The organism is Archangium violaceum Cb vi76, assembly GCF_000733295.1.
Lineage (GTDB): Bacteria > Myxococcota > Myxococcia > Myxococcales > Myxococcaceae > Archangium > Archangium violaceum.
Genome location: NZ_JPMI01000213.1, coordinates 1 through 19,344, shown reverse-complemented (window position 1 = coordinate 19,344; position 19,344 = coordinate 1). Strand labels below are relative to the sequence as shown.

Here is a 19,344-nt window from a genome sequence, read left to right as displayed (position 1 = left end):
TCGACTGATGAAGTCAACCGACTTAAATCAAGGCCTGGGCCCCGGGCTGCCCGGCGGTGCGGTGACGGGGCTGCCGAGCCTCGGGGCATGCCCGAGAGGCGTGTCCGGAGCGAGCGGAGAGGAGCCCGGGATGGACCCCGTCGCGCTGGGCCTCGTTGCGCTTATCCTCCACACAGGTCGAGCATTGGAGGCCGCCATGTGCCGGAGCATCAAGACGCTGTTCAACTTCGAGCCGCCCGCCACGGAAGATGAGATCCGTGCGGCTGCCTTGCAGTTCGTGCGCAAGCTGAGCGGCTTCAACAAGCCCTCCCAGGCCAACGAAGCGGCCTTCACGAAAGCCGTGGAGGACGTCACGGCCACCGCCCGCGTGCTGCTCGACTCCCTGTCCACGACGGCCCAGCCACGAGACCGCGAGGTCGAGGCCCACAAAGCGCGTGAGCGCTCGCGCCTGCGCTTCAAGCCACGGCCGGCGGGTAGAGCGGGCTGATCACCGCTCCAGCAGCGGAATGCGGAGTGGAGAGCACCCCGGGAATTTCCCGCTCGCCTGTGTGAGCGCGTCCCGGGAAGACTCGGGGCATGTCCCGACTCCTCCTCCACCACTACCCGCGCTCGCCCTTCTCCGAGAAGATCCGCGCCATTCTCGGCTTCAAGGGCCTGCAATGGACCTCCGTCTTCATTCCCCCGATCATGCCCAAGCCGGATGTGATCGCGCTGACGGGCGGCTATCGCAAGACCCCGCTCCTGCAGATCGGCGCGGACATCTATTGTGATACGGCGTTGATCGCCGACGTGCTGGAGCGGCTCGCTCCCACGCCGACGCTGTACCCCGTGGAATCGGCGGGGTTGGCACGCACCCAGGCGCAGTGGGCGGACTCCGCGCTGTTCTGGGCCGCCATTCCCTACACCTTCCAGCCCGCGGGCCTGAAGGCCATGTTCGAGGGTCTACCGCCCGAGCAGGCCAAGGCGTTCCTCGCCGACCGCGCCGCCTTCCGCGCCAATGTGCCACCCATGGCCGCCGCGGAAGCCACCGGAGCGATGCGGCTGTACCTCGAGCAACTCGAAGCCCAGCTCGGGGACGGCCGGCACTGGCTGCTCGGCGCTTCCACGAGCATCGCCGACTTCTCCGTCTACCATCCGCTCTGGTTCATCCGCCGGGCCGGTGCCGTCGCGAGCCTCCTCGATTCCCACCCGCGCCTGGTGGCCTGGATGGAGCGCATGCAGGCGATCGGTCACGGCACCTTCGACAAGATGGAGAGCGGTGAGGCCGTCGCGCTCGCCGCCGCCAGCAAGCCGCGGCCCACGGACGGTGAGGCCTTCCTCGACCTGCACGGCCTCTCGCGAGGCGCACGCGTGACGGTCTCCCCCACCGACTACGGCCTCGACCCGGTGGAGGGTGAGCTCGTGCTGTCGCGCCCCAATGAGGTCGCGGTCCGGCGCGTGGATGCGCGCGCGGGCGAGGTCGTCGTGCACTTCCCCCGCCTCGGCTTCCAGGTTCGCAAGGTCGAGTAGGAGCCAGGGGCTCGCCCACCGGCGGGCCTTCGTTCCACGGCATGTTGACACTGACCACATCTGATGTTTACATGAGAAACATCAAAGCGGATGAACCGCTGGAGGAGCCATGGACGGCGAGCTGATCCTGAAGGTGTTGAACGTCCCGGTGCTGGTGGGGTGGGCGGCGATGCTCCTGGCCCCTCGGACCCGGTTCACGCGGTGGGTGCTGGAGAGCGACGTGATTCCCCTGGTGATTGGTGTCGTCTACCTGGCGCTGGTGGCGCCGCACCTGCCGGGGTTGCTCAGCCAGTTCGACACGCTGGAGCACATCGGTGCCGCCTTGCAGCGCCCCGGCATGCTGCTCGCCGGGTGGATCCACTACCTCGCGTTCGACTTCCTGGTGGGCCGGGTCGTGCTGGCGGATGCGCAGCGCCGCGGCATCCCCCACCTGCTCGTCGCGCCCTGCCTCGTCCTGACCTTCCTGCTCGGCCCCACCGGCTACCTCGCCTACGCGGCCGTCCGTCTCTTCACCCGGCGCTTCCTGCCCGCCATCGCCTCGCTGCCCCAGCCGGCCGCCCCCCTGGCCAACGAAGGAGTCCGCTGATGTCCGCCACCCCCTCCGCCCCGTCCATGCGCTCGCTCTGGAGCCGTGCCTGGGCCCTGTCTCCGCCCCTCGCCATCTCCACCGTGCTCATGGTGCTCGGGGCCGTGCTCACCACGATGGGACTCTTCCTGGATCCCCGGCAGCTGGTGGGCGAGCCCATCTGGCTCAAGCCGATGAAGTTCTACGTGTCGTTGGCCGCGTACAACGCCACCGTGCTGTACTTCTTCTCCTTCCTCTCCGAGAAGCGGCGGCTCGTGCGCATCTCGGGGAACATCCTCGCCGCGGCGGGGGCCCTGGAGATGGTCGCCATCACGCTCCAGGCGGCGCGCGGGGTCCGCAGCCACTTCAACATCGCCACCCCGTTCGACGCCGCCATCTTCAGCACGATGGGCATCGCCATCACGGTGCTGTGGGTGACGATGATCGTGCTCGCGGTTGCCCTGCTGCGCTCGAGGCTGGCGGATCGCCCGCTCGCGGCGGCACTGCGCATCGGCTTCATCGCGGCGGTGATCGGCATGGGGCTCGGGTACTTCATGACGAACCCGAACGCGGCGCAGCTCGAGGCCATGCGGGCCGGGCAGCGGGTGGTGGAAGCGGGCTCGCACACCTTCGGCGCGCCGGACGGTGGCCCGGGACTGCCCCTGGTCGGCTGGAGCACCCAGGCCGGTGACATGCGGCCGGCGCACTTCCTCGGGCTGCACGCCATGCAGGTGCTGCCCATCCTCGCGGCGCTGCTCGCGCGCCGGCGGCACCGCTCCGAGGCGCAGCGTCTGGCCGCCGTCCGGGCCACGGGCATCGCCTACACGGGAGTGATGCTGGCGCTCGCGATGCAGGCGCTCCGGGGCCAGTCCCTCGTCCAGTGGGACGCGGTGGGGCTCTGGGCCCTGGCACTGGTGGTCACGGCCGCCCTGGGCACCGCCGCCGCCACGCTGCGCCGCCCGCCCGTCTCCGCCGCGGTGGCCTGACACCGGGGCGGGTCCCCATCGTAGAGTCCCAACGCCTCCCTTGAACCCGGCGGACGGAGCGACACGATGGTGGAGATGAGCATCGAGCAGGTCACCACCCAGCTTCGGACCCTGGGTGTACGGCGGGGCGGCGTGTTGCTGGTGCACACGTCGTTCAGGGCGGTGCGCCCGGTGGAGGGGGGCCCCCTGGGGTTGATCGCCGCACTGAGGTCCGCGCTCGGGGACGAGGGCACGCTGGTCATGCCGACGATGACCGATGGTGAGTCGATCTTCGATCCCGCCTCGACGCCGACGTGCGACATGGGCATCACCGCCGAGCTGTTCTGGAGACAGCCGGGCGTCCGGCGCAGCACGCACCCGGGAGGCTCGTTCGCGGCCGTGGGCCCGATGGCCGAGCGAATCTGCGCACCCCAACCGCTGGCGCCGCCACACGGCCCGGACAGCCCGGTGGGCCGGGTCCACGACCTCTCCGGACAGGTGTTGCTCCTCGGCGTGAGCCACAGCGAGGACACGACCCTGCACCTGGCGGAGGCCCTCGCGGGAGTCCCCTACTCCATCGAACACCCCTGCGTCGTCGAGGTCGACGGTGCCGCCCGGACCGTGATGATTCCCGAGACCGATCACTGCTGCCGGGGCTTCAACCGGGTCGACGCGCCGCTGCGTGCGCGCGCGTTGCAGCACGAGGGCGTCGTGGGCCACGCCCAGGCACGGCTGTGCGACTCCAGCGCCATCGTCTCCGTGGCGCTCGAGCTCCTCGCGGCGGACCCGCTCGTGTTCCTCTGTGCACCAGAGGAGCACTGCGAGGAGTGCGACCTGGCGCGTGCCAGCGTCCGGAAGATGTGACGCGGCGGCGCCGACGACCCCGGCCAGGACACGGCCGAGGGCTGTGAGTTCCCCAGCAACATCCCGTGAATCGGTGGGGTGTTCGCAATAGCGGGCCCGACTGATACGTAACGTGGACTTGGAGGAAGGGATTCATGAAACACGAGAACCCCGCGCTCGAGCAGCCGGACCCGGGCCCACCGGCGGTGTGGGGTCCCATCCCCCGCCTCCCCGCGACGCTGCGTCCGCATCCCAACTTCCTCACCTACTCCGCGCTCGAGTCCCTGCTTCTCGGCCCCGCGTTCTGGGTGAAGCTCCTGTACTCCTACTTCCGCTTCCGCACGCTCGTGTACGAGGTGGATGAGGAGGGCATCACCATGCGCTGGGGCATCCTCTTCCGGCAAGAGGTGAGCCTCACCTATGCCCGCATCCAGGACATCCACCTCACCAGCAACGTGGTGGAGCGATGGCTGGGACTCGCTCGCATCCAGGTCCAGACCGCGAGCGGGAGCTCGAAGGCGGAGATGGTCATCGAGGGACTTCAGTTCTTCGAGCCGCTCCGGGACTTCCTGTACTCCCGCATGCGCGGCAGCCGGTCCCGGCCCGGAGCGCTTCCGTCTCGCGAACCGTCCCGGGCCGCCTCGCCGGAGGTAGCGACGCTCGAGGAACTGACCGCGACGCTTCGCGAAGTGGCGAGTGAAGTGCGCGCGCTGCGAGAGGCCATGCGGCCCCCTTCGGGAGGCTCCCGTGCCGACTGAGCGGCTTCGGAACTGGGTGCTCCAGGTGGCGCGGGTTCCTCCGGAACCGAAGCCCCCGGAGGGTGCGTCTGATTCGGTCCGCGTCTTCCGCGCGGCCTCCGCGTACTACCGCTACCGCCTGGTGCGCTGGGGGCTCGCCCAGTTCGGCGGCGCGGTGGGCCTGGTGGTCGGCTACTTGATGCTGCCCCTCTGGTGGCGATGGCTCCGGCTCCCCTTCCTCATCGAGTACGCCCTGCTGATCGAAGGCCTGGCCTGTGCGGGCTTCCTCCTGCAGCTTCTCATCAGCTACACGATCCTCCGGCTGGACTACGAGCTGCGCTGGTACCTGGTCTCGGACCGCGGCCTGCGCATCCGCGAGGGCGTGCTCTCCATGCGGGAGCAGACGATGACCTTCGCCAACGTCCAGCACGTGGGCATCCGGCAGGGTCCCCTCCAGCGGCTCCTGGGCATCGCCGACGTGGAGGTGTGGACGGCGGGAGGTGGAGAGGCCAAGGGAGACGCTGGCGAGCATTCGCACGACGGCGGGCTGCACGTGGGCTACCTGCGCGGGGTGGACAACGCGGCGGAGCTTCGCGCCGGCATTCTCGACCACCTCCGGCAGTCCCGCGACTCCGGCCTGGGGGACCCCGATGACGAACAGGGCCCACGGCCCTCGGGCGAAGCCACGCGCCCAGCGCCTCCACGACTCCTGGAGGCCGCCTCGGAGCTCCTTCGCGAGGTGCGCATGCTCCGCCAGGAGGCCGCGCGTTCCCCGGCCCCCCAGCGGGCGGACACGCCCTGGGAGTGACGCATCACTTGCACAGGTACTGGCCCGTCGAGCCGGGAGCCGGTGCGTACGTGGTGTTGTTCGGGCAGACGCAGCATCCCGATGGCGGCGGGCTGCCCGGGCTGACCGAGTGGCACGACGTGCTGGGGTTGAAGGGCACGTTCACCGCGCAGAGGGGATGCGAGGTGGAGAAACCCACCGACAGGCCGAAGGGCACATGGTTCGCGTCGCCCTTCCACACCACGAAGGGCGTGGGCAGGGTCTCGGTGCGCCTGAGCTTGGCATCGCTGGTGCCCAGGGGTGGCGGATAGAAGCCGGAGGCTCCGAAGGTGGCCCCGCCTGTCTCGCCGATGCGTGCCATGGGAAGGGCGGCCCTGGCCTGCTCATGCAGCGAGCGCATGACCTCGTACGGGGTGGAGAGCCCCGCGGGAACATCGAAGGAGTAGTCGATGCCCTCGTAGCTGAGGGTGTAGGTGCCCGGTGACGCCACCGTCACCACCTCGAGGCCCACCGAGGCCTCCACCCTTCCGGGCGCATTGAACTCGTGCGGCACCGGATTCGTCCACCGCTCGTCGATGAGGTCGTCCACGTCGAAGCCAAGGTCGATCGAGATGTTCGCCGCATCGAAGGTCCTGGGAGCGACACGCGGCTCGAGCGACGCGCTGGCGGCGGCGTTCTTGTCGAACTCGATGCGGACGGGGCCGTCCATCGGGACGATGACGAAGCGGTCATAGCCCCGGCGATGCGTCCCCTCGTTGGCGAGGCTCAGCAGGTAGCCTTTCTGGGTGGTGGAGAGCGGCGTGCTCGCGGCCAGGCTGTCATAGGCGATGCCGGTGAAGTGGTAGGGGCCCCCCATGCCGGAGTCCTCGAGCTCGACGATGCGCGCCTCGGGGAACCAGTCCCTGCGCGAGAACAGGACACTCATGGCCTGGACCCTGCCAGTCGGCGCCACGCTCCTCGCCTTCCAGTCAGGGAAGATGGGCGTGACGTAGGAGTCCCCGACGGAGGCGAACGGCGGGTAGCGATGAAGCGGGTGCTTGTCCAGACCGTTGTTGTCGGCATCCATGCCGAAGTAGTGGAAGTCGGCGACATTCCCCAGTCCGCCCAGGTCGTAGAGCATGCCCGTGCGGTAGAAGTGGACCTCGAGGAAGTCGATGTCGAAGGCACCCACCTGGGTGAGGAATGGGTCTCCAGACGTGGGAGGACCCATGATGTACTCGTTGGCCAGGACCGACAGGTCCACGACACCATTGTTCCGCAGCAGGATGTCCCGGGCGCTGTCATGTCCGGACAGCAGGGGGGACATGTATGACCATTCGGTGGAACCCATGCCCGTGGTGCCGTAGCCGAAGTGGGCGTTGAGCTGCACGGCCTTGCCGGGGCGGTAGTCGTACGCGACGACCTCGAGCTCACCCAGACGCAAGCCATGCACGAGGGAGGAACGAGCGGCGAGGGCGGAGCGGGCCGAAGGAGCCCTGGAGGCCCCCGCGGCCCGGCTCATGTCACTGTCGACGAGGCGGGTGGTGAGAGCCCACTTCTCGGATTGGGAGGAATCATCGCAGGCGGTGGCACCGACAGCGGTCATGAGCAGGAGCGGGAGTAGGCGCATCCCACCAGAGTACTCCCGGACAGCAGTGGCAGGGTATGGGGGGCGGCCTCAGAGCCAGCTCGGGTCCGCGCGGCCCAGTCCCTTCAATGCCTTCTCCGCGGCCTTCACACCGAACCAGTTGGCCTCCTCGAAGAGGGCCATGCCGCCCAGGTCCGAGTGCGCGAAGTGCAGCGAGTCGCCCAGGCTCTCCTGCGCCGCGAAGCGCGCCGGTCCCCAGAGGAAACCGGGCGTGGGCCGCACCATGGCATGGCCCCAACGCATGACCTCCAGGCGCCGGGTCAGCGGGGCGATGTCCTGATGCGCGGCCAGCATGTCCGCCATCACCAACCCCTCCCACTCGGAGTAGCCGGCGGACAGCACCTTCTCGCGCTCGGCCTTCACGTCCAGCCCGGCCATGGGCAGGTACCAGGTGAACACCGTGGGCCCGCGCTCGTCCATGCGCAGGCCCTGGTGCGTGGCCACCACGTAGCCCAGGCTGCGGCTCTCGTAGAAGACGTTGTCCCACGCCAGCGGGAAGCCATGGGACGCCGGCTTGTCCGACAGCGTCAGGTTGGCCACCACCCACGGCCCGTACTGGAAGGCGCCCAGCCACTCGGGGCGCTTCTCGCGCCACGGGGCCACCACGTGCGCCGCCACGAAGCGCGGACAGGCCAGCACCACCTGCCGCGCCCGGTACGCCCGGGGCCTGCCCGTCGCCGCCTCCAGCGCGTCCACCCGGCAGCCGCCCTCCACGGGCTCCACCGAATGCACCAACACGTTCCGCTCCACCTGTCCCGGCGCCAGCGAGGACAGCAGGTGCTTCACCAGATGGCCATTGCCCTCGGGCCAGCTCAGGAAACCCTCGCTGCGCTCGCCCTTCCCGTCCTGCCGCGCGGCGAAGTACCAGATGCCCGCCCACGCGGAGACGCCCTCGGCCGTGGTGCCGTAATCGTCCCGGCACGCGTAGTCCACCAGCCAGCGCAGCCGTGGCGAGCGGAAGCCCTCCGCCTCCATCCACCGCGCCATCGTCACCTTGTCGAGCGCCGTCCACTCGGCGTCATCGCTGGAGAGCGCCGTGGGCACCGCGAAGGCCTTGCGCCCCTTGGCGTCCCGCGCCGCCGCGAAGGCATTCATCCTCGCCTCGAAGCGCTCCAGCTCCGCCAGCTCCGCCGGACTCGCCCCCGCGCGCAGGTAGAGGCCCTCGTACCAGTCGCCCTTGTAGAAGATGCGCTCCTCGGGCTCGTGGATGAGCAGTTCCTCGGCGTAGTCGGGGTAGCCCTGCGCATCCACGCCCGACACCGCGCCCATCTCGCGCAACAGCCGCATCACCGGCCCGGAGTCCACCAGCGGCGCCGGCAGGTAGTGCGCGCCCCACGGGTACGCGGACACCTCGTTGCGCCCCGAGCGGGACGTGCCTCCCGGCTCCGAGTCCAGCTCCAGCACCCGCACGTCCTTCACGCCCGCGGCCGCCAGCCGCCACGCCGCGCTCAGGCCCGCCACGCCTCCGCCCACCACCAGCACGTCCACCGTCTGGGCCTCCGCCGCGCGCGGCAGTGCCCCGCCCCGCAGCTTGTGCCCCACGTCCACCGCGCGGTCCACGATGGCGCCGGGCACCGGCTCTCGCGGACGCATCCGCCGGCACCCACTGGCCGCCACCGCCGAGCCGAGGAACGCGGCGACGAGCTCCCGCCGCGTCAGTTCCACCGCCGCCACTCCTCCTCGTAATAGTGGACGAGCACCTGGTTGTTCAGCCGGTTCACCTCCGCTGGCAGCGGGCTCATGTCCATGGGGAACTGGAAGAGGCCCTCGTGTGTGTCCTCGGTGAGGAAGCGCAGTCCCTCGGGCATCGGGCGGCGCGGCGGCGCGGGCTCATGCGCCACCAGCACGTAACCCCACTCCCCGAAGGAGGGCACCAGCGCGTGGTAGGGCTGCGTCCAGAAACCCGCCGCCTTCAGCGTGGTGTCGATGCACCAGAAGGAGCGCCGGGCGAACATCGGCGAGGTGCTCTGGATGACGGCCACGCCCTCCGGCCCCAGCCGCCGCTTGAGCAGCTTGTAGAAGCCCGTGGTGTACAGCTTGCCCAGCGAGAAGTTGTTGGGGTCCGGGAAGTCCACCACGATGACGTCCCACGTCTCCGGCTTCTCCCGGAGGTACTCCATGGCGTCCGTGTTGATGACGTGCATGCGCGGATCCGCCATCGCGTGCGCGTTCAGCTCGGCCAGCTCGTCGTAGCGCGTGGCGAGCCCCGTCATCGCGGGATCCAGGTCCACCAGGGTGACGTTCTTCACCTCGGGGTACTTGAGGATCTCCCGCGCCGCGAGCCCATCCCCGCCGCCGAGCACCAGCACGCGCTCCACCTTGCCCGCGCGCACCAGGGCCGGGTGCACCAGGGCCTCGTGGTAGCGGTACTCGTCCAGGCTGGAGAACTGCAGGTTGCCGTTGAGGTACAGCGAGAAGCCCCGCTTGCCGCGCGTCAGCACAATCCGCTGGTAGGGCGAGCTCGTCGCGTGCACCACGTCATCCGCGTAGAGGTGCTCCTCGGAGAAGTTCGTCAGCCGGTCACCCAGCACGAGCCCCACCACCAGGAAGAGGCTGAGCGCCACGGCCTTCACCCGCAGCCGCAGGGGGTGGGCCAGCACGGGCGCCAGCAGCCACGTGCTCCACAGGCCCACCAGCGCGTTGAGCAGCCCGAAGAGCAGCGAGGTGCGCACCAGCCCCAGCTTGGGCACGAAGAGCAGCGGGAAGGAGATGCTCGCCGCCAGCGCGCCCAGGTAGTCGAACGTCAGCACCTGGCTGACCAGGTCCTTGAACTTGAGCTCGTCCTTGAGGATGCGCAGCAGCAGGGGAATCTCCAGCCCCACCAGCGTGCCAATGACCAGCACGCTGCCGTACAGCGCCACCCGGAAGATGTCCGTGAGGGCGAAGGTGAGGAAGAGCATCGGCGCGCACAGGCCGCCCACCAGGGCCACGCCCAGCTCGATTTCCACGAAGCGCTGGGGGACCCCGCGCTCGATGAAACGCGAGAGCCAGCTGCCAATGCCCATGGCGAACAGATAGCTGCCAATCACCGTGGAGAACTGGGTGATGGAGTCGCCGAGGAGGTAGCTCGCCAGCGCACCCGCGATGAGCTCATAGATGAGCCCACACGTGGCGATGACGAGCACGGTGAAGAAGAGGAGCGTCTTGTTCAAAGCGGGTACTGCCTGTGCGGCGGGGCGTCAGCCCGAAATGGCCGCGGCCACGATGATGGCCAGGCCGAGGATGAAGGAGCCCATGACGAGACCGAGGGCGGTGTTCTGGTCCACCTCGATCTCCTTGTGCACATCGAAGGGCATGATGAGCCGGAAGACGAACAGGCCCGCGACGAACACCGCCAGACCGACGAGCGAGTACACGAGGCTCGCCAGCAGGTTGTCCAGGCTCACCACCACTGACAGGACTCCCAGGAACATCACTTCCCTCCCATGAAACCGCCGGTCCAGGTTCGCACACCGCCGCCGCGTGCCACGGCCTGGCCACGCTGCGAACGGGTGAAGGGCTCACAGCCGGTGAATGCCACCACGGCATAGAGGATGACGACGATTCCGCCGATGTACTTCATGGACACCCTCTCTTCTCAATCATCCGAGCTGGAACCCAGGTTGCTCTCCGCCCAGCGCGCCGACTCGAAGCTGGAGGAGCGGAAGAAGGCCAGGGCGGGCGCGATGAACAGCATCACCAGCGCGACACAGAACCAGGAGCCGCGCGGCGTGTCGCTCACGAGCCTCACCTTGTAGCTCAGGGGCGACCTGGGCCGGCCGTCGAAGAAGGCCGTGGTGCGCAGCACGTAGCGCCCCGGGGCCACCGCGGACAGGTATTCCGTCTCGCGCTGGCTGCCCTCGGTCCACGAGCCGTCCGAGTCACGGCCGGAGTACATGCTCACCTCTTCGTAGAAGCTGACGGCCTCGCCGGTCGCCTCGTTCACCAGGTCTCCCTGGACGCCGAGCCAGGAGTTGTTCACCTGCCCCCACAGGTTGGCCTCCACGTTGCCGCGCTTGCGGATTTCGAAGGGCTCGCTGAAGGCCATGGCCGAGGGCGTGCCGGACTGCGCGTCCGGCTCCAGGCGGACCTCCTGCTCCAGCACGGTGCGCTTGTCGGCGCTGATGTTGGCGACGAGGAAGACGGCGAGCAGCACCGTGGCCCAGATGCCCGTCCACTTCCAGGTGCCCGCGCTGGAGTTCGGGTTGGGCTGGCTGGGGGCAATCCCCTCCGGCTTGGGCAGGGGCTCCTCGAGCTTGAAGGCGTCCTTGATGACCTCGGGGGCCACGTACTCGCCGAGCGTGTACGTCACCTCGTTGTCGGTGCGGTCCACGTTCACCGAGAACGGGGGGGCCACGTACTCCTCGGCCTGTGCCGTCTCACCGGCCTGGACCTCCCAGTAGAACTCGCCGAGCACCGTCTCGGTCTCGGCGGTCACGCTCTGGAAGGCCCGGTAGCGCCGGTTGTCCAGGTGCGCGGCGACGCCCGGGGCCACCGCCACGTCACCCGCGGCCAGCGGCTCGAGGAGGGTCCAGTGCCCGTTGGACTGCATCAGCCAGATGAAGCCGCGCTGGCGGTTGAAGAGGAGGTACTCCTCCCACGGGTAGCGGACCCCCTCCACCCTGCACGAGCGAATCAGGAAGCCGATGCACACCCACTCGACGTCCCGCAGCTTGCCCTTGGCGCCCAGGGGAATGAGCGGCGGGTGCTCCGGCTTCTCCAGCAGTTGGAGGAAGGACAGCTTGCCGCGGCTCGCGTCCAACAGCGCGCCACAGAAGGGGCAGGCCACGCGTTTGGTGCGGTCCGGAGCGTGCAGGTCCAGGGGGCCGTTGCACTGGGTGCAGCGCGCCTGTTGCAGCGCCACCTTGCGCACCTTGGGCCGCAGCTGGTCCGGGGGAATGCCCAGCTCCGTCAGCTTCAGCTTCTTGCCGACGTAGACCTCGGGCTCGCTCGCCCCGGTGCCGAAGTCGAGCGTGACGAAGACGCCGCCGGGGCCCGTGGCGTCCACGTAGTGGCTGTCCGCCGTCGGGTCCACGTCACTGGGGAGCTGGCCCGCGGCGGCCACCACGTGGCCATGCCCGCGCTCCTCCACCACCAGCCGGTGGCCCTGCAACGTGAAGCGGTGGCCGGGCTCGAAGTCCTCGAGCACCAGCTCCGGCTCGGTGCCGGAGGCGATCATCAGGTGGAAGGCCCCCTCGGACTCGGAGAGCCAGCCGGTGCGCCCGTCGTCGAACTCCACGTACCACTCGTCCCAGGGCCCCGCGCCGTGATCCTTCTGCAGGTGGCCCACCAGCCGGTAGCCGTCGCGGCCGATACGGCCCTCGGCGTTGAGCTGGAGGGGCGAGTCGGTGTCGACGATGGCGCCGATCTTCCCGTGCGCCTCGAGGTGTTTGCCCTGACGGGCCACCACCGTCTGGCAGTGGCCACACACCACCACCAATGCCGTGCCCGCGGAGAACTCGACGGGAGCTCCACAGGAAGGACAGTTGCCCTGCGTCACGCCTCCACCCCCCGGGGCAGCTCACGGACGCGGCAGGAGGCCGCGCCCAGGTGCCGCGCCAGCAGCGCCTCGAAGTCCGGGCGCTTGCGGGTGCGGCAGCAGTAGACGTTGAGCGCGGCGAAGCCGTGCTCGGGGAAGGTATGGACGGCCAGGTGGCTCTCCGCCAGCAGCGTGAGACCGGTGATGCCGCCCGGCTCCGGGAACACGTGCCACTGCGGCTGACCCACCACCTTCAGCTCCAGCAACACGATGAGCTCCTCGAACAGGGCCGCGAGCGCAGCCGTGTCCTTCAGGCGCTCTGGCGGGCACCCGCACACATCCACGAGCCATTCCTGTCCGGTCGTCAGCGTCCTTCCTCCCCTTACGAGCCCCACCTTCTATCACGAGCCCCCCGCCTGTGTGTGCTGGAGAACGGACGGGCCCGGTCCTGGTACGCTGAGGGCCCGTATGTCTCGGAAGGATCTCGTTTCCCCTGCCCCGCCCCCCCCGCCCCATCGAGGGGGTACGTACTCTCCGTAACGCTCCGCGGCAGCCCGCCACGGGGGCCGTGGCCCGGCTCCTGCGGTCGCTGAGAGAACTGCCCGAGGCGGTGCGCGAGCCGGGCCCCGGGAGCAGGGGGCTGGCCGGGTGGTTCAAGGCGGAGACGCCGCCGCCCACGGATGTCACGGCCCGGTTCCGCGAGGTGCACCAGCGCGTGCGCGAGGGCGAGCCGGTGCTGCCGGACGAGGCACGGCGGCACCTGTACCTGATGGTGAAGGGGATGTTGGGGGACGAGGTGCCCGGCTATCTGGAGGACAACCAGGCACGGCTGGAGAAGCGGGGGCTGGAGACGCGAGAAGTGGCGGTGGACACGGAGGGGCGGCTCGCGGACAACGTGAAGGTGGTCCGCGAGGCACTGCTGGACGCCATCCACTTCCGCCGCTCGGTGGTGCTGGTGGGGCACAGCAAGGGGGGCGTGGAGGCGCTGAGCACGCTGGCACTCCATCCGGAGTTGCGCCGGCACGTGCGCGCGGTGGTGACGCTGCAGTCGCCGTTTGGCGGCTCGGTCATCGCGAATGACCTGGTGACGACGCCCTCGCTGCGGCGGTTGCTGGACGTGACGTTTCCCTCGCTGTTCCAGGGGGACGCGGGCTCGGTGGAGGACCTGTCGTACGCGCGGCGGATGGAGTTCGTGCGCCAGCACCCGCACCCGATGGACATCCCCACTGTGTCACTGGCGACGTCGCGGCTGTCGAGGCGCTCGCTGCTGAGACCGCTGTGCGCCTACGTGCACGAGCGCTACGGGTGGGCGTGCGATGGATTGGTGAACGCGGTGGACGCGGAGGTGCCGGGCTCGCGGGTGGTGCGGCTGGACGACATGGACCACGCGGAGGCGGCCCTCACGGGCCTGCCCGGCTTCTCCAACTACTACCCGGGCGACCTCACCGAGGCGATGGTCGCCCTGGCCCTCGAGACGCGACCCTGAGCATCACGCCGCGGCGGTGCTGGCCGCGGCGACCGCCGGAGCGAAGCGCGCCATCACATCCCCCACGTACACGTAGGACAGGTACGTGGGAGACGTCCTCGCCTCGCTCTGGCGCAGGCGGCGGAGTGCCTCGCCCACGGAGAGGTGCTTCTCCTTCAGGTCCGCCACCAACTGCTCCACCGCGTTGCGCGCATGCGCGTCCTGCACCGGCCACAGCGGCGCGATGAAGCCCGCGAAGGACTCGCTCACGAACGTCTCGGCCCAGCCGCCAATGCCTCCGAGCAGCTCGGTGGCCGTGCCCACCTCGCAGGCGTTGAAAATGACGAGCGGCCGCGACTTCTGCCCCAGCATCACCATGGAGTTGCGGACCTCGAGCGTCCTCAGCTCCCCGTCCTCCAGGAACACGCAGGAGGGCGACACCTCGTTGTTCGGGCTGTACTTGCCATGCCCCGCGAAGTGCACCAGCCCCACGGTGGGCGCGTAGCCACCGCCCAACAGGTTCAGCACGGACTGACGCCTGCCAGCGACACGCACCGCCCGGAAGCGCTTGGAGAGCTGCTTCGATTCCTCCTGCGCCTGCGGCAGCGGCGCCAGGTGCGCGTGGTACTGGTAGTCCGGAGCGATGGTGAGAATGTCCCCGTGCGTCAGGCGCGCCGTCATCGACGTCTGGTAGTCCAGCAGCCACCGCGCCACCGGATGGTCCATGCACAGCAACCCCGCGTCCGGCACATCCGAGGGCGCCATCAGCTCCCAGGGGATGTGCGGATCATCCGTGATGAACTGGATGGGGAAGCCCGGCCCGTACTCCTGACGCAGCGCCCGGAACGTCTCCCGGAAGGCGTTGGGCGTGCGCTGGTAGAGCAGCTTCCCCAACCCGAGGAACCAGGGGAAGTGCTCGCCGGAGCGCAGCTCGCGCGCCGTGGCGGCCACGCTCTGGAAGAAGGCGGACGGGTCCGAGCCCAGATCCAGGTCTCCCGAGAGCCGCGCCGGCAATCCCTTGCACGGCACCGACACGTGGAGCATCCAGTACAGGCGCCGCGGGTTGCCCTTGTCCAGCTTGTGGATCTGCACCGTCAGGTGGGGCTTCTGCGCACCGGCCTCGAGGGCGAACGTCCCTCCCTCCGGCGCCTCCTTCGCGGACGCGGGCGTCATTCCCGCCGGCGGCGTCGAGGGGGAACGCGAGGAGGACGGATCCACACCACCCGAGCCAGAGGACTCGATGGGGATGCGCCTGCGGGCCGCGCCGCAGAACCGCCCGTTGTACTCGAAGGTGGCCACCACGGTGAGCTCGCCCGAGGCGCCCGGATTGACGGTGCCGGTCAGGGTCACGGGGGTGGAGGCCTCGTTGCGCCGCACATACACCGTGCCCGAATCCTGTCCCGCGGGGAACGTCATCTCCGAGCAGAGCAGCCGGACCTTGATGGGGAGATCCTTCCAGTCCGGCGCCAGTCCGGACAGGGTGACGCCCGCGGACTCCGTCACCGCCCCCACCTCCGCCAGCGTCAGGTCCACGGTGAGCGGAAGCTTCTGCCCGGCCCGCGCGGGCACGAGCGGCTCCACCGAGGGATAGCGGGTAATGGCCTGCCCCTCGTCCCGCGACACCGGAGGCTCGGTGGGCTCCGGCGCGGGCGTCACCAGGGTGCTGTGCTGGAGAAGCACGGGCACCACCGGATTCGTCACCTTGCGCTGCGTATCCGGCTCCGGAGCCGGGGCTCCCGAGGTGTGGAAGCTCACCAGCTCGTTCACCACGTCCTCCCCGTCCGCCGGCAGCTCGCCCGCACGGTGGAAGACGGCGAAGACGTCGGTGACGGGGATGACCTCGGGGCCACCCTTGACGCTCACGCGGTACATGCCGGCCGGCAGCGGCGGCAGCGTGCCCACGTGGAAGCCATCCGCGTCCCGCTCGAGCTCCGCCGCGAAGGTCTGCTGCGTCTTCACGTGGGTGACGAAGGCCCGGAGCGAAACGGGCTCGGCCGAGGGACGGACACGCACCTTCACCGGCTCGTCGTGCGCGTACGCATCCTCGATGTGCAACGAGAGCTGCCTGGCCGCCTGCTCCGGCGCCCGGTACTTGTCGAGGTGGATCTCCTGGCCGGTGAGCACCCCCTGCACGTGGGCCAGCACCTCGAAGGCGTTCTGCAGCGAGGCGTGGGACGTGGGGCTGTACATGACGCGCGAGTGGTGCCGCTCCTCCAGGGGGAAGGCGGAGACGCGCGGCACGGTGCCATCACCGCCGTTGTCCGTGCCGTCCGGGTCGCTGTAGAGCATCTCCACCGCGCCGGACGCCTGGACGCGCACGCCCTGCAGCGTGGGCTGGAAGGTGCCCACCACGGGGTGGAGGTCGTAGCCCTGCTCGAGGTACGCGGAGCTGCGCGAGTTGGCCAGCATCGCGCTCTCGATCTCCCGCTGGAAGGCGAGGCCCTGCGCGGCGCGGACGGGATCCAACCCGCCAATGCCCTTCGCCTCGCCCGGACGGACGAGGCTCCCGTCGGGCATCTGCACGCACGGGTAGATGGGCAGCAACTGGTACGCCGAGGGCAGCGAGCGCACCATCGCCGTCAGATCGAAGAGGTTCACCGGCCCGAGGTCCTTGCGGAAGCCCAGCGCGAGCGCCTGCAGCGCCATGAACGAGCCGCGGTGGGGCGTGCCGAAGGTGATGAGCGCGCGGGTGTCCTTCCAGCCGCCGAGGCACTCGAGGAAGTAGCGCGAGACGACGCCGCCCATGGAGTGGCCCACGAGGATGAGGCGCGCGTCGGGATGGCCCCCGTGGCTGTTGCGCCACGCGTGGAGCCAGCGCGGAGCCTGCTGGGCGAGCCGCTTCGCGGTGAAGCGGATGTCGCGCCGCCAGTCGTAGGGAAACTCGAAGAAGTTGGCGCCCGGAATGAGGCCGAGCTGGCTCACCAGCGTCTCGGCCACGCGCGTGTAGCCGTCCACCTTCCACAGCCCGGGGATGAGGTGCGTGTCGGGAAGCATGGCGGTGGCTTCCACGCCATCGTCGGCGAGCTCTCCCCCGCTGTCGGACTTCAGGGTGAGGGACTTCACGCTGCCCGTGCCGCTGAAGAGCGCGCGGAAGATGGCGCTGCCCGACAGCCCCCAGATTTCCTTGCCGTCCCGCTTGAGCACGCTGCCGAGCAGACCCGGCAGCAGAACGACGACATCCTTGATGACGGCGGCCATTGCTTCCTCCAGAGAGGGACACCCACCCCCAGGCGCTCACGCTCGAGCTCCAGGAGAACTGACGATAGCGGGGATTCTACGGTTCCGTTCCGACTGGCCGGATCCGCCGGACGGTACGGCACTGAACGCTCGGAGCAGGCGTGCGCGGTTCTGAACACCGGTTCAGAGCGGTTCATTCCTCGACGAGCCGGGTTGCGAGCCTCCGTTCGCTTTGTAGGATGCCCGTCCCATGAGCAATCGACTGCTGAAGACCGGACTCCTGCTTCTCGCCCTGACCGCCTGCAAGGACAAGCAGGCCGAGACGACTCCTCCCCCGAGCACGACGCCTCCGGCGGCCCAGAAGCCTCCCGAGGCCGCGCCCGCGACGCCCCCGGCGGACACGCAGGCCGCCACCGAGCCGAAGGTCCACGGCTCCAGCGCGGTGCCCCGGACGAAGCCGCCCGCGGAGAACCCGGGCCCCTGGCAGAAGAAGGCGCTGGAGGGCCAGGAGCTGTTCGCCACGATGGACACGAACCAGGGCACCATCGTGTTGCGGCTCTTCTCGAAGGCCTCGCCGCTCACGGTGGCGAACTTCGTGGGCCTGGCCACCGGTGAGCAGGCGTGGACGGACCCGAAGACGCGGGAGATGAAGAAGGGCGCGCCGCTGTACAAGGACGTCATCTTCCACCGGGTCATCCCGGGCTTCATGATCCAGGGCGGAGACCCGGAGGGCACGGGCGCGGGCTCGCCGGGCTACAACTTCGAGGACGAGGTCCAGAACGGCCTGCAGTTCGAGAAGCTGGGCCAGCTGGCGATGGCGAACCGGGGACCGGGGACGAACGGGAGCCAGTTCTTCATCACGACGTCGGTGCCGGAGCACCTGACGGGCCGGCACACCATCTTCGGCGAGGTGGTGAAGGGCTACGAGGTGGTGGATCGCATCTCGAACGTGCCGACCGGCGATCGCAACAGGCCGCAGAAGGACGTGGTGCTCAAGAAGGTGACGATCAGCGACGAGCAGCCCAAGTAATGAGGCACGCGATGCGACGTGTGAGCACGCGCCTGGGCGAGCTGGACTGCCAGGTGGTGGATGGGGTGGCCGAGGGAGCGAGCCCGGAGCTGGCGGTGGTGCTGTGCCACGGCTTCGGGGCGCCCGCCACGGACCTGATGCTACCGGCGATGAAGCTGGTGGAGCTGAAGCCGGAGCTGGGGCCGAAGGTGCGCTTCGTGTTCCCGGCGGCGCCGCTGACTCAGGAGTTCATGGGGCAGCGGATCCCCGCGTGGTTCCACCTGCCCGAGGAAGTCCTGATGCGGCAGGAGCGGAACTGGGAGCAGTTCGCGGTCTCGACGCCGGAGGGGCTGGCCCAGGCACGGCGCGGAGTGATGAGCCTGGTGTCGGCGCTGGCGGCGGCGACGAAGCTGCCCTATGGGCGGATCGTCCTGGGCGGGTTCAGCCAGGGCGCGATGCTCACGACGGACGTGGCGCTGCGGCTGGAAGAGGCACCGGCGGGGTTGTGCATCCTGTCGGGGACGCTGATCTGCCAGGACGAGTGGAAGCAGCGGGCGGAGAAGCGCACGAGCCTGCCGGTGCTGCAGAGCCACGGGCGCGTCGACGACATCCTGGCCTTCCATCAGGCGGAGCGGCTGAATGAGCTCCTGACGACCGCGGGACTGCCGGTGGAGTTCCTCCCCTTCAACGGACCGCACACGATCGCGCCGGAAGTGCTGGAGCGGATGGCGGAGTTCCTGCACGCCCGTCTCACGAGTCGTTGAATCCATCCCGGCCCCGAGGAGTCGAGCCATGTATCGCGCGAAGGAACTGACGGTGGCGACGCGGGGCCGGGGCTTCTACGACATCACGGGCGAGGTGCAGCGAGCGGTGGAGGAGAGCGGTGCACGGGAAGGCCTGTGCACCCTCTTCCTGCACCACACGAGCGCCTCGCTGCTGCTGTGTGAGAACGCGGACCCGGACGTGCGGAAGGACCTGGAGTCGTTCTTCTCGCGGCTGGTGAAGGACGGGGACCCGCTCTTCCGCCACGACGCGGAGGGCCCGGACGACATGCCGGCGCACGTGCGCACGGTGCTGACGCAGAACTCGCTGAGCGTGCCGGTGAAGGGCGGCGAGGCGAACCTGGGAACGTGGCAGGGCATCTACGTCTGGGAGCACCGGACGTCACCGCACCACCGCCGTGTCACGGTCTCCGTGGTGAG

The 19,344-nt window shown here is 69.5% G+C and carries 19 protein-coding genes; 11 read left to right on the top strand and 8 right to left on the bottom strand.

Annotated elements, in window-relative coordinates; genetic code table 11:
* The first annotated feature begins 196 nt into the window (after window positions 1-196).
* The 7 genes from Q664_RS27810 to Q664_RS27780 all read left to right on the top strand — a co-directional run bounded on the left by Q664_RS27810 (window position 197) and on the right by Q664_RS27780 (window position 5,427).
* Window positions 197-487 carry a DUF2277 domain-containing protein gene (locus Q664_RS27810; RefSeq protein ID WP_043402368.1) on the top strand — a complete coding sequence of 97 codons (291 nt, stop codon included), beginning with the start codon at window positions 197-199 and terminating at the stop codon, window positions 485-487.
* A gap of 89 nt (window positions 488-576) precedes the next feature.
* Window positions 577-1,509, top strand: coding sequence for a glutathione S-transferase family protein (locus Q664_RS27805; protein ID WP_043402366.1), 933 nt, complete (start codon window positions 577-579; stop codon window positions 1,507-1,509).
* A gap of 109 nt (window positions 1,510-1,618) precedes the next feature.
* Window positions 1,619-2,095: an ABA4-like family protein gene (locus Q664_RS27800; RefSeq protein ID WP_052518744.1), complete on the top strand. Its 477-nt coding sequence runs from the start codon at window positions 1,619-1,621 to the stop codon at window positions 2,093-2,095.
* Complete coding sequence (locus tag Q664_RS27795) at window positions 2,095-3,060, top strand: hypothetical protein (RefSeq protein WP_052518743.1); 966 nt, start codon at window positions 2,095-2,097, stop codon at window positions 3,058-3,060. The genes Q664_RS27800 and Q664_RS27795 overlap by 1 nt, the downstream gene beginning before the upstream one ends.
* A 66-nt stretch (window positions 3,061-3,126) precedes the next feature.
* Window positions 3,127-3,903 carry an AAC(3) family N-acetyltransferase gene (locus tag Q664_RS27790; protein WP_043402364.1) on the top strand — a complete coding sequence of 259 codons (777 nt, stop codon included), beginning with the start codon at window positions 3,127-3,129 and terminating at the stop codon, window positions 3,901-3,903.
* Window positions 3,904-4,037: 134 nt separating this feature from the next.
* Window positions 4,038-4,640 (top strand): PH domain-containing protein, encoded by a 603-nt coding sequence (locus Q664_RS27785; protein ID WP_084610410.1) that lies wholly within the window; start codon window positions 4,038-4,040, stop codon window positions 4,638-4,640.
* Window positions 4,630-5,427: a PH domain-containing protein gene (locus Q664_RS27780; protein WP_063934770.1), complete on the top strand. Its 798-nt coding sequence runs from the start codon at window positions 4,630-4,632 to the stop codon at window positions 5,425-5,427. Before Q664_RS27785 ends, Q664_RS27780 begins: the two co-directional genes overlap by 11 nt.
* A 4-nt stretch (window positions 5,428-5,431) precedes the next feature.
* Here the strand turns inward: Q664_RS27780 and Q664_RS27775 are convergent, their stop codons facing one another.
* The 7 genes from Q664_RS27775 to speD all read right to left on the bottom strand — a co-directional run bounded on the left by Q664_RS27775 (window position 5,432) and on the right by speD (window position 12,835).
* The gene (locus Q664_RS27775; protein WP_160174518.1) at window positions 5,432-6,991 is read right to left on the bottom strand and encodes a hypothetical protein; all 1,560 of its coding nucleotides are present in this window, start codon (window positions 6,989-6,991) and stop codon (window positions 5,432-5,434) included.
* A gap of 72 nt (window positions 6,992-7,063) precedes the next feature.
* A complete protein-coding gene (locus Q664_RS27770; RefSeq protein WP_200883776.1) occupies window positions 7,064-8,698 on the bottom strand; it encodes an FAD-dependent oxidoreductase in 1,635 nt (544 codons plus the stop codon).
* Window positions 8,689-10,185: a polyamine aminopropyltransferase gene (locus Q664_RS27765; protein WP_043402356.1), complete on the bottom strand. Its 1,497-nt coding sequence runs from the start codon at window positions 10,183-10,185 to the stop codon at window positions 8,689-8,691. Before Q664_RS27765 ends, Q664_RS27770 begins: the two co-directional genes overlap by 10 nt.
* 27 nt (window positions 10,186-10,212) lie before the next feature.
* Window positions 10,213-10,440, bottom strand: coding sequence for a DUF350 domain-containing protein (locus Q664_RS27760; protein WP_043402496.1), 228 nt, complete (start codon window positions 10,438-10,440; stop codon window positions 10,213-10,215).
* 5 nt (window positions 10,441-10,445) lie between these two features.
* Entirely contained in the window at window positions 10,446-10,595 is a 150-nt protein-coding gene (locus Q664_RS60165) for a hypothetical protein (RefSeq protein ID WP_200883775.1), read from the bottom strand.
* Between the two features lie 15 nt (window positions 10,596-10,610).
* Entirely contained in the window at window positions 10,611-12,512 is a 1,902-nt protein-coding gene (locus Q664_RS27755; RefSeq protein ID WP_043402353.1) for a DUF4178 domain-containing protein, read from the bottom strand.
* Window positions 12,509-12,835: an S-adenosylmethionine decarboxylase gene (gene speD / locus Q664_RS27750; protein WP_043402350.1), complete on the bottom strand. Its 327-nt coding sequence runs from the start codon at window positions 12,833-12,835 to the stop codon at window positions 12,509-12,511. Before speD ends, Q664_RS27755 begins: the two co-directional genes overlap by 4 nt.
* Window positions 12,836-13,059: 224 nt before the next feature.
* Between speD and Q664_RS62285 the strand changes: the two genes are divergently transcribed.
* Window positions 13,060-13,977 (top strand): PGAP1-like alpha/beta domain-containing protein, encoded by a 918-nt coding sequence (locus Q664_RS62285; RefSeq protein WP_268811415.1) that lies wholly within the window; start codon window positions 13,060-13,062, stop codon window positions 13,975-13,977.
* 3 nt (window positions 13,978-13,980) lie between these two features.
* Here Q664_RS62285 and Q664_RS52715 read toward each other — a convergent pair whose 3' ends face one another.
* Entirely contained in the window at window positions 13,981-17,154 is a 3,174-nt protein-coding gene (locus Q664_RS52715; RefSeq protein ID WP_052518740.1) for a lipase/acyltransferase domain-containing protein, read from the bottom strand.
* A gap of 229 nt (window positions 17,155-17,383) precedes the next feature.
* On the opposite strand from Q664_RS52715, the gene Q664_RS27735 reads away from it, so the two are divergent.
* The 3 genes from Q664_RS27735 to Q664_RS27725 all read left to right on the top strand — a co-directional run.
* Complete coding sequence (locus tag Q664_RS27735) at window positions 17,384-18,163, top strand: peptidylprolyl isomerase (protein ID WP_043402342.1); 780 nt, start codon at window positions 17,384-17,386, stop codon at window positions 18,161-18,163.
* Between the two features lie 11 nt (window positions 18,164-18,174).
* Window positions 18,175-18,906 (top strand): alpha/beta hydrolase, encoded by a 732-nt coding sequence (locus Q664_RS27730; protein ID WP_235216900.1) that lies wholly within the window; start codon window positions 18,175-18,177, stop codon window positions 18,904-18,906.
* Between the two features lie 28 nt (window positions 18,907-18,934).
* On the top strand, window positions 18,935-19,344 hold a 410-nt coding region (locus Q664_RS27725; RefSeq protein ID WP_043402336.1), incomplete at its 3' end, for a secondary thiamine-phosphate synthase enzyme YjbQ.

Excerpts from the sequence above, each read along its gene's own strand:
- Q664_RS27810 (WP_043402368.1), top strand. The coding sequence starts at position 197 with ATGTGCCGGAGCATCAAGACGCTGTTCAACTTCGAGCCGCCCGCCACG.
- Q664_RS27775 (WP_160174518.1), bottom strand. The coding sequence starts at position 6,991 with ATGACCGCTGTCGGTGCCACCGCCTGCGATGATTCCTCCCAATCCGAG.
- Q664_RS27735 (WP_043402342.1), top strand. The coding sequence starts at position 17,384 with ATGAGCAATCGACTGCTGAAGACCGGACTCCTGCTTCTCGCCCTGACC.
- Q664_RS60165 (WP_200883775.1), bottom strand. The coding sequence starts at position 10,595 with ATGAAGTACATCGGCGGAATCGTCGTCATCCTCTATGCCGTGGTGGCA.
- Q664_RS27795 (WP_052518743.1), top strand. The coding sequence starts at position 2,095 with ATGTCCGCCACCCCCTCCGCCCCGTCCATGCGCTCGCTCTGGAGCCGT.
- Q664_RS27805 (WP_043402366.1), top strand. The coding sequence starts at position 577 with ATGTCCCGACTCCTCCTCCACCACTACCCGCGCTCGCCCTTCTCCGAG.
- Q664_RS27730 (WP_235216900.1), top strand. The coding sequence starts at position 18,175 with ATGCGACGTGTGAGCACGCGCCTGGGCGAGCTGGACTGCCAGGTGGTG.
- Q664_RS27790 (WP_043402364.1), top strand. The coding sequence starts at position 3,127 with ATGGTGGAGATGAGCATCGAGCAGGTCACCACCCAGCTTCGGACCCTG.
- Q664_RS27800 (WP_052518744.1), top strand. The coding sequence starts at position 1,619 with ATGGACGGCGAGCTGATCCTGAAGGTGTTGAACGTCCCGGTGCTGGTG.
- Q664_RS52715 (WP_052518740.1), bottom strand. The coding sequence starts at position 17,154 with ATGGCCGCCGTCATCAAGGATGTCGTCGTTCTGCTGCCGGGTCTGCTC.
- Q664_RS27785 (WP_084610410.1), top strand. The coding sequence starts at position 4,038 with ATGAAACACGAGAACCCCGCGCTCGAGCAGCCGGACCCGGGCCCACCG.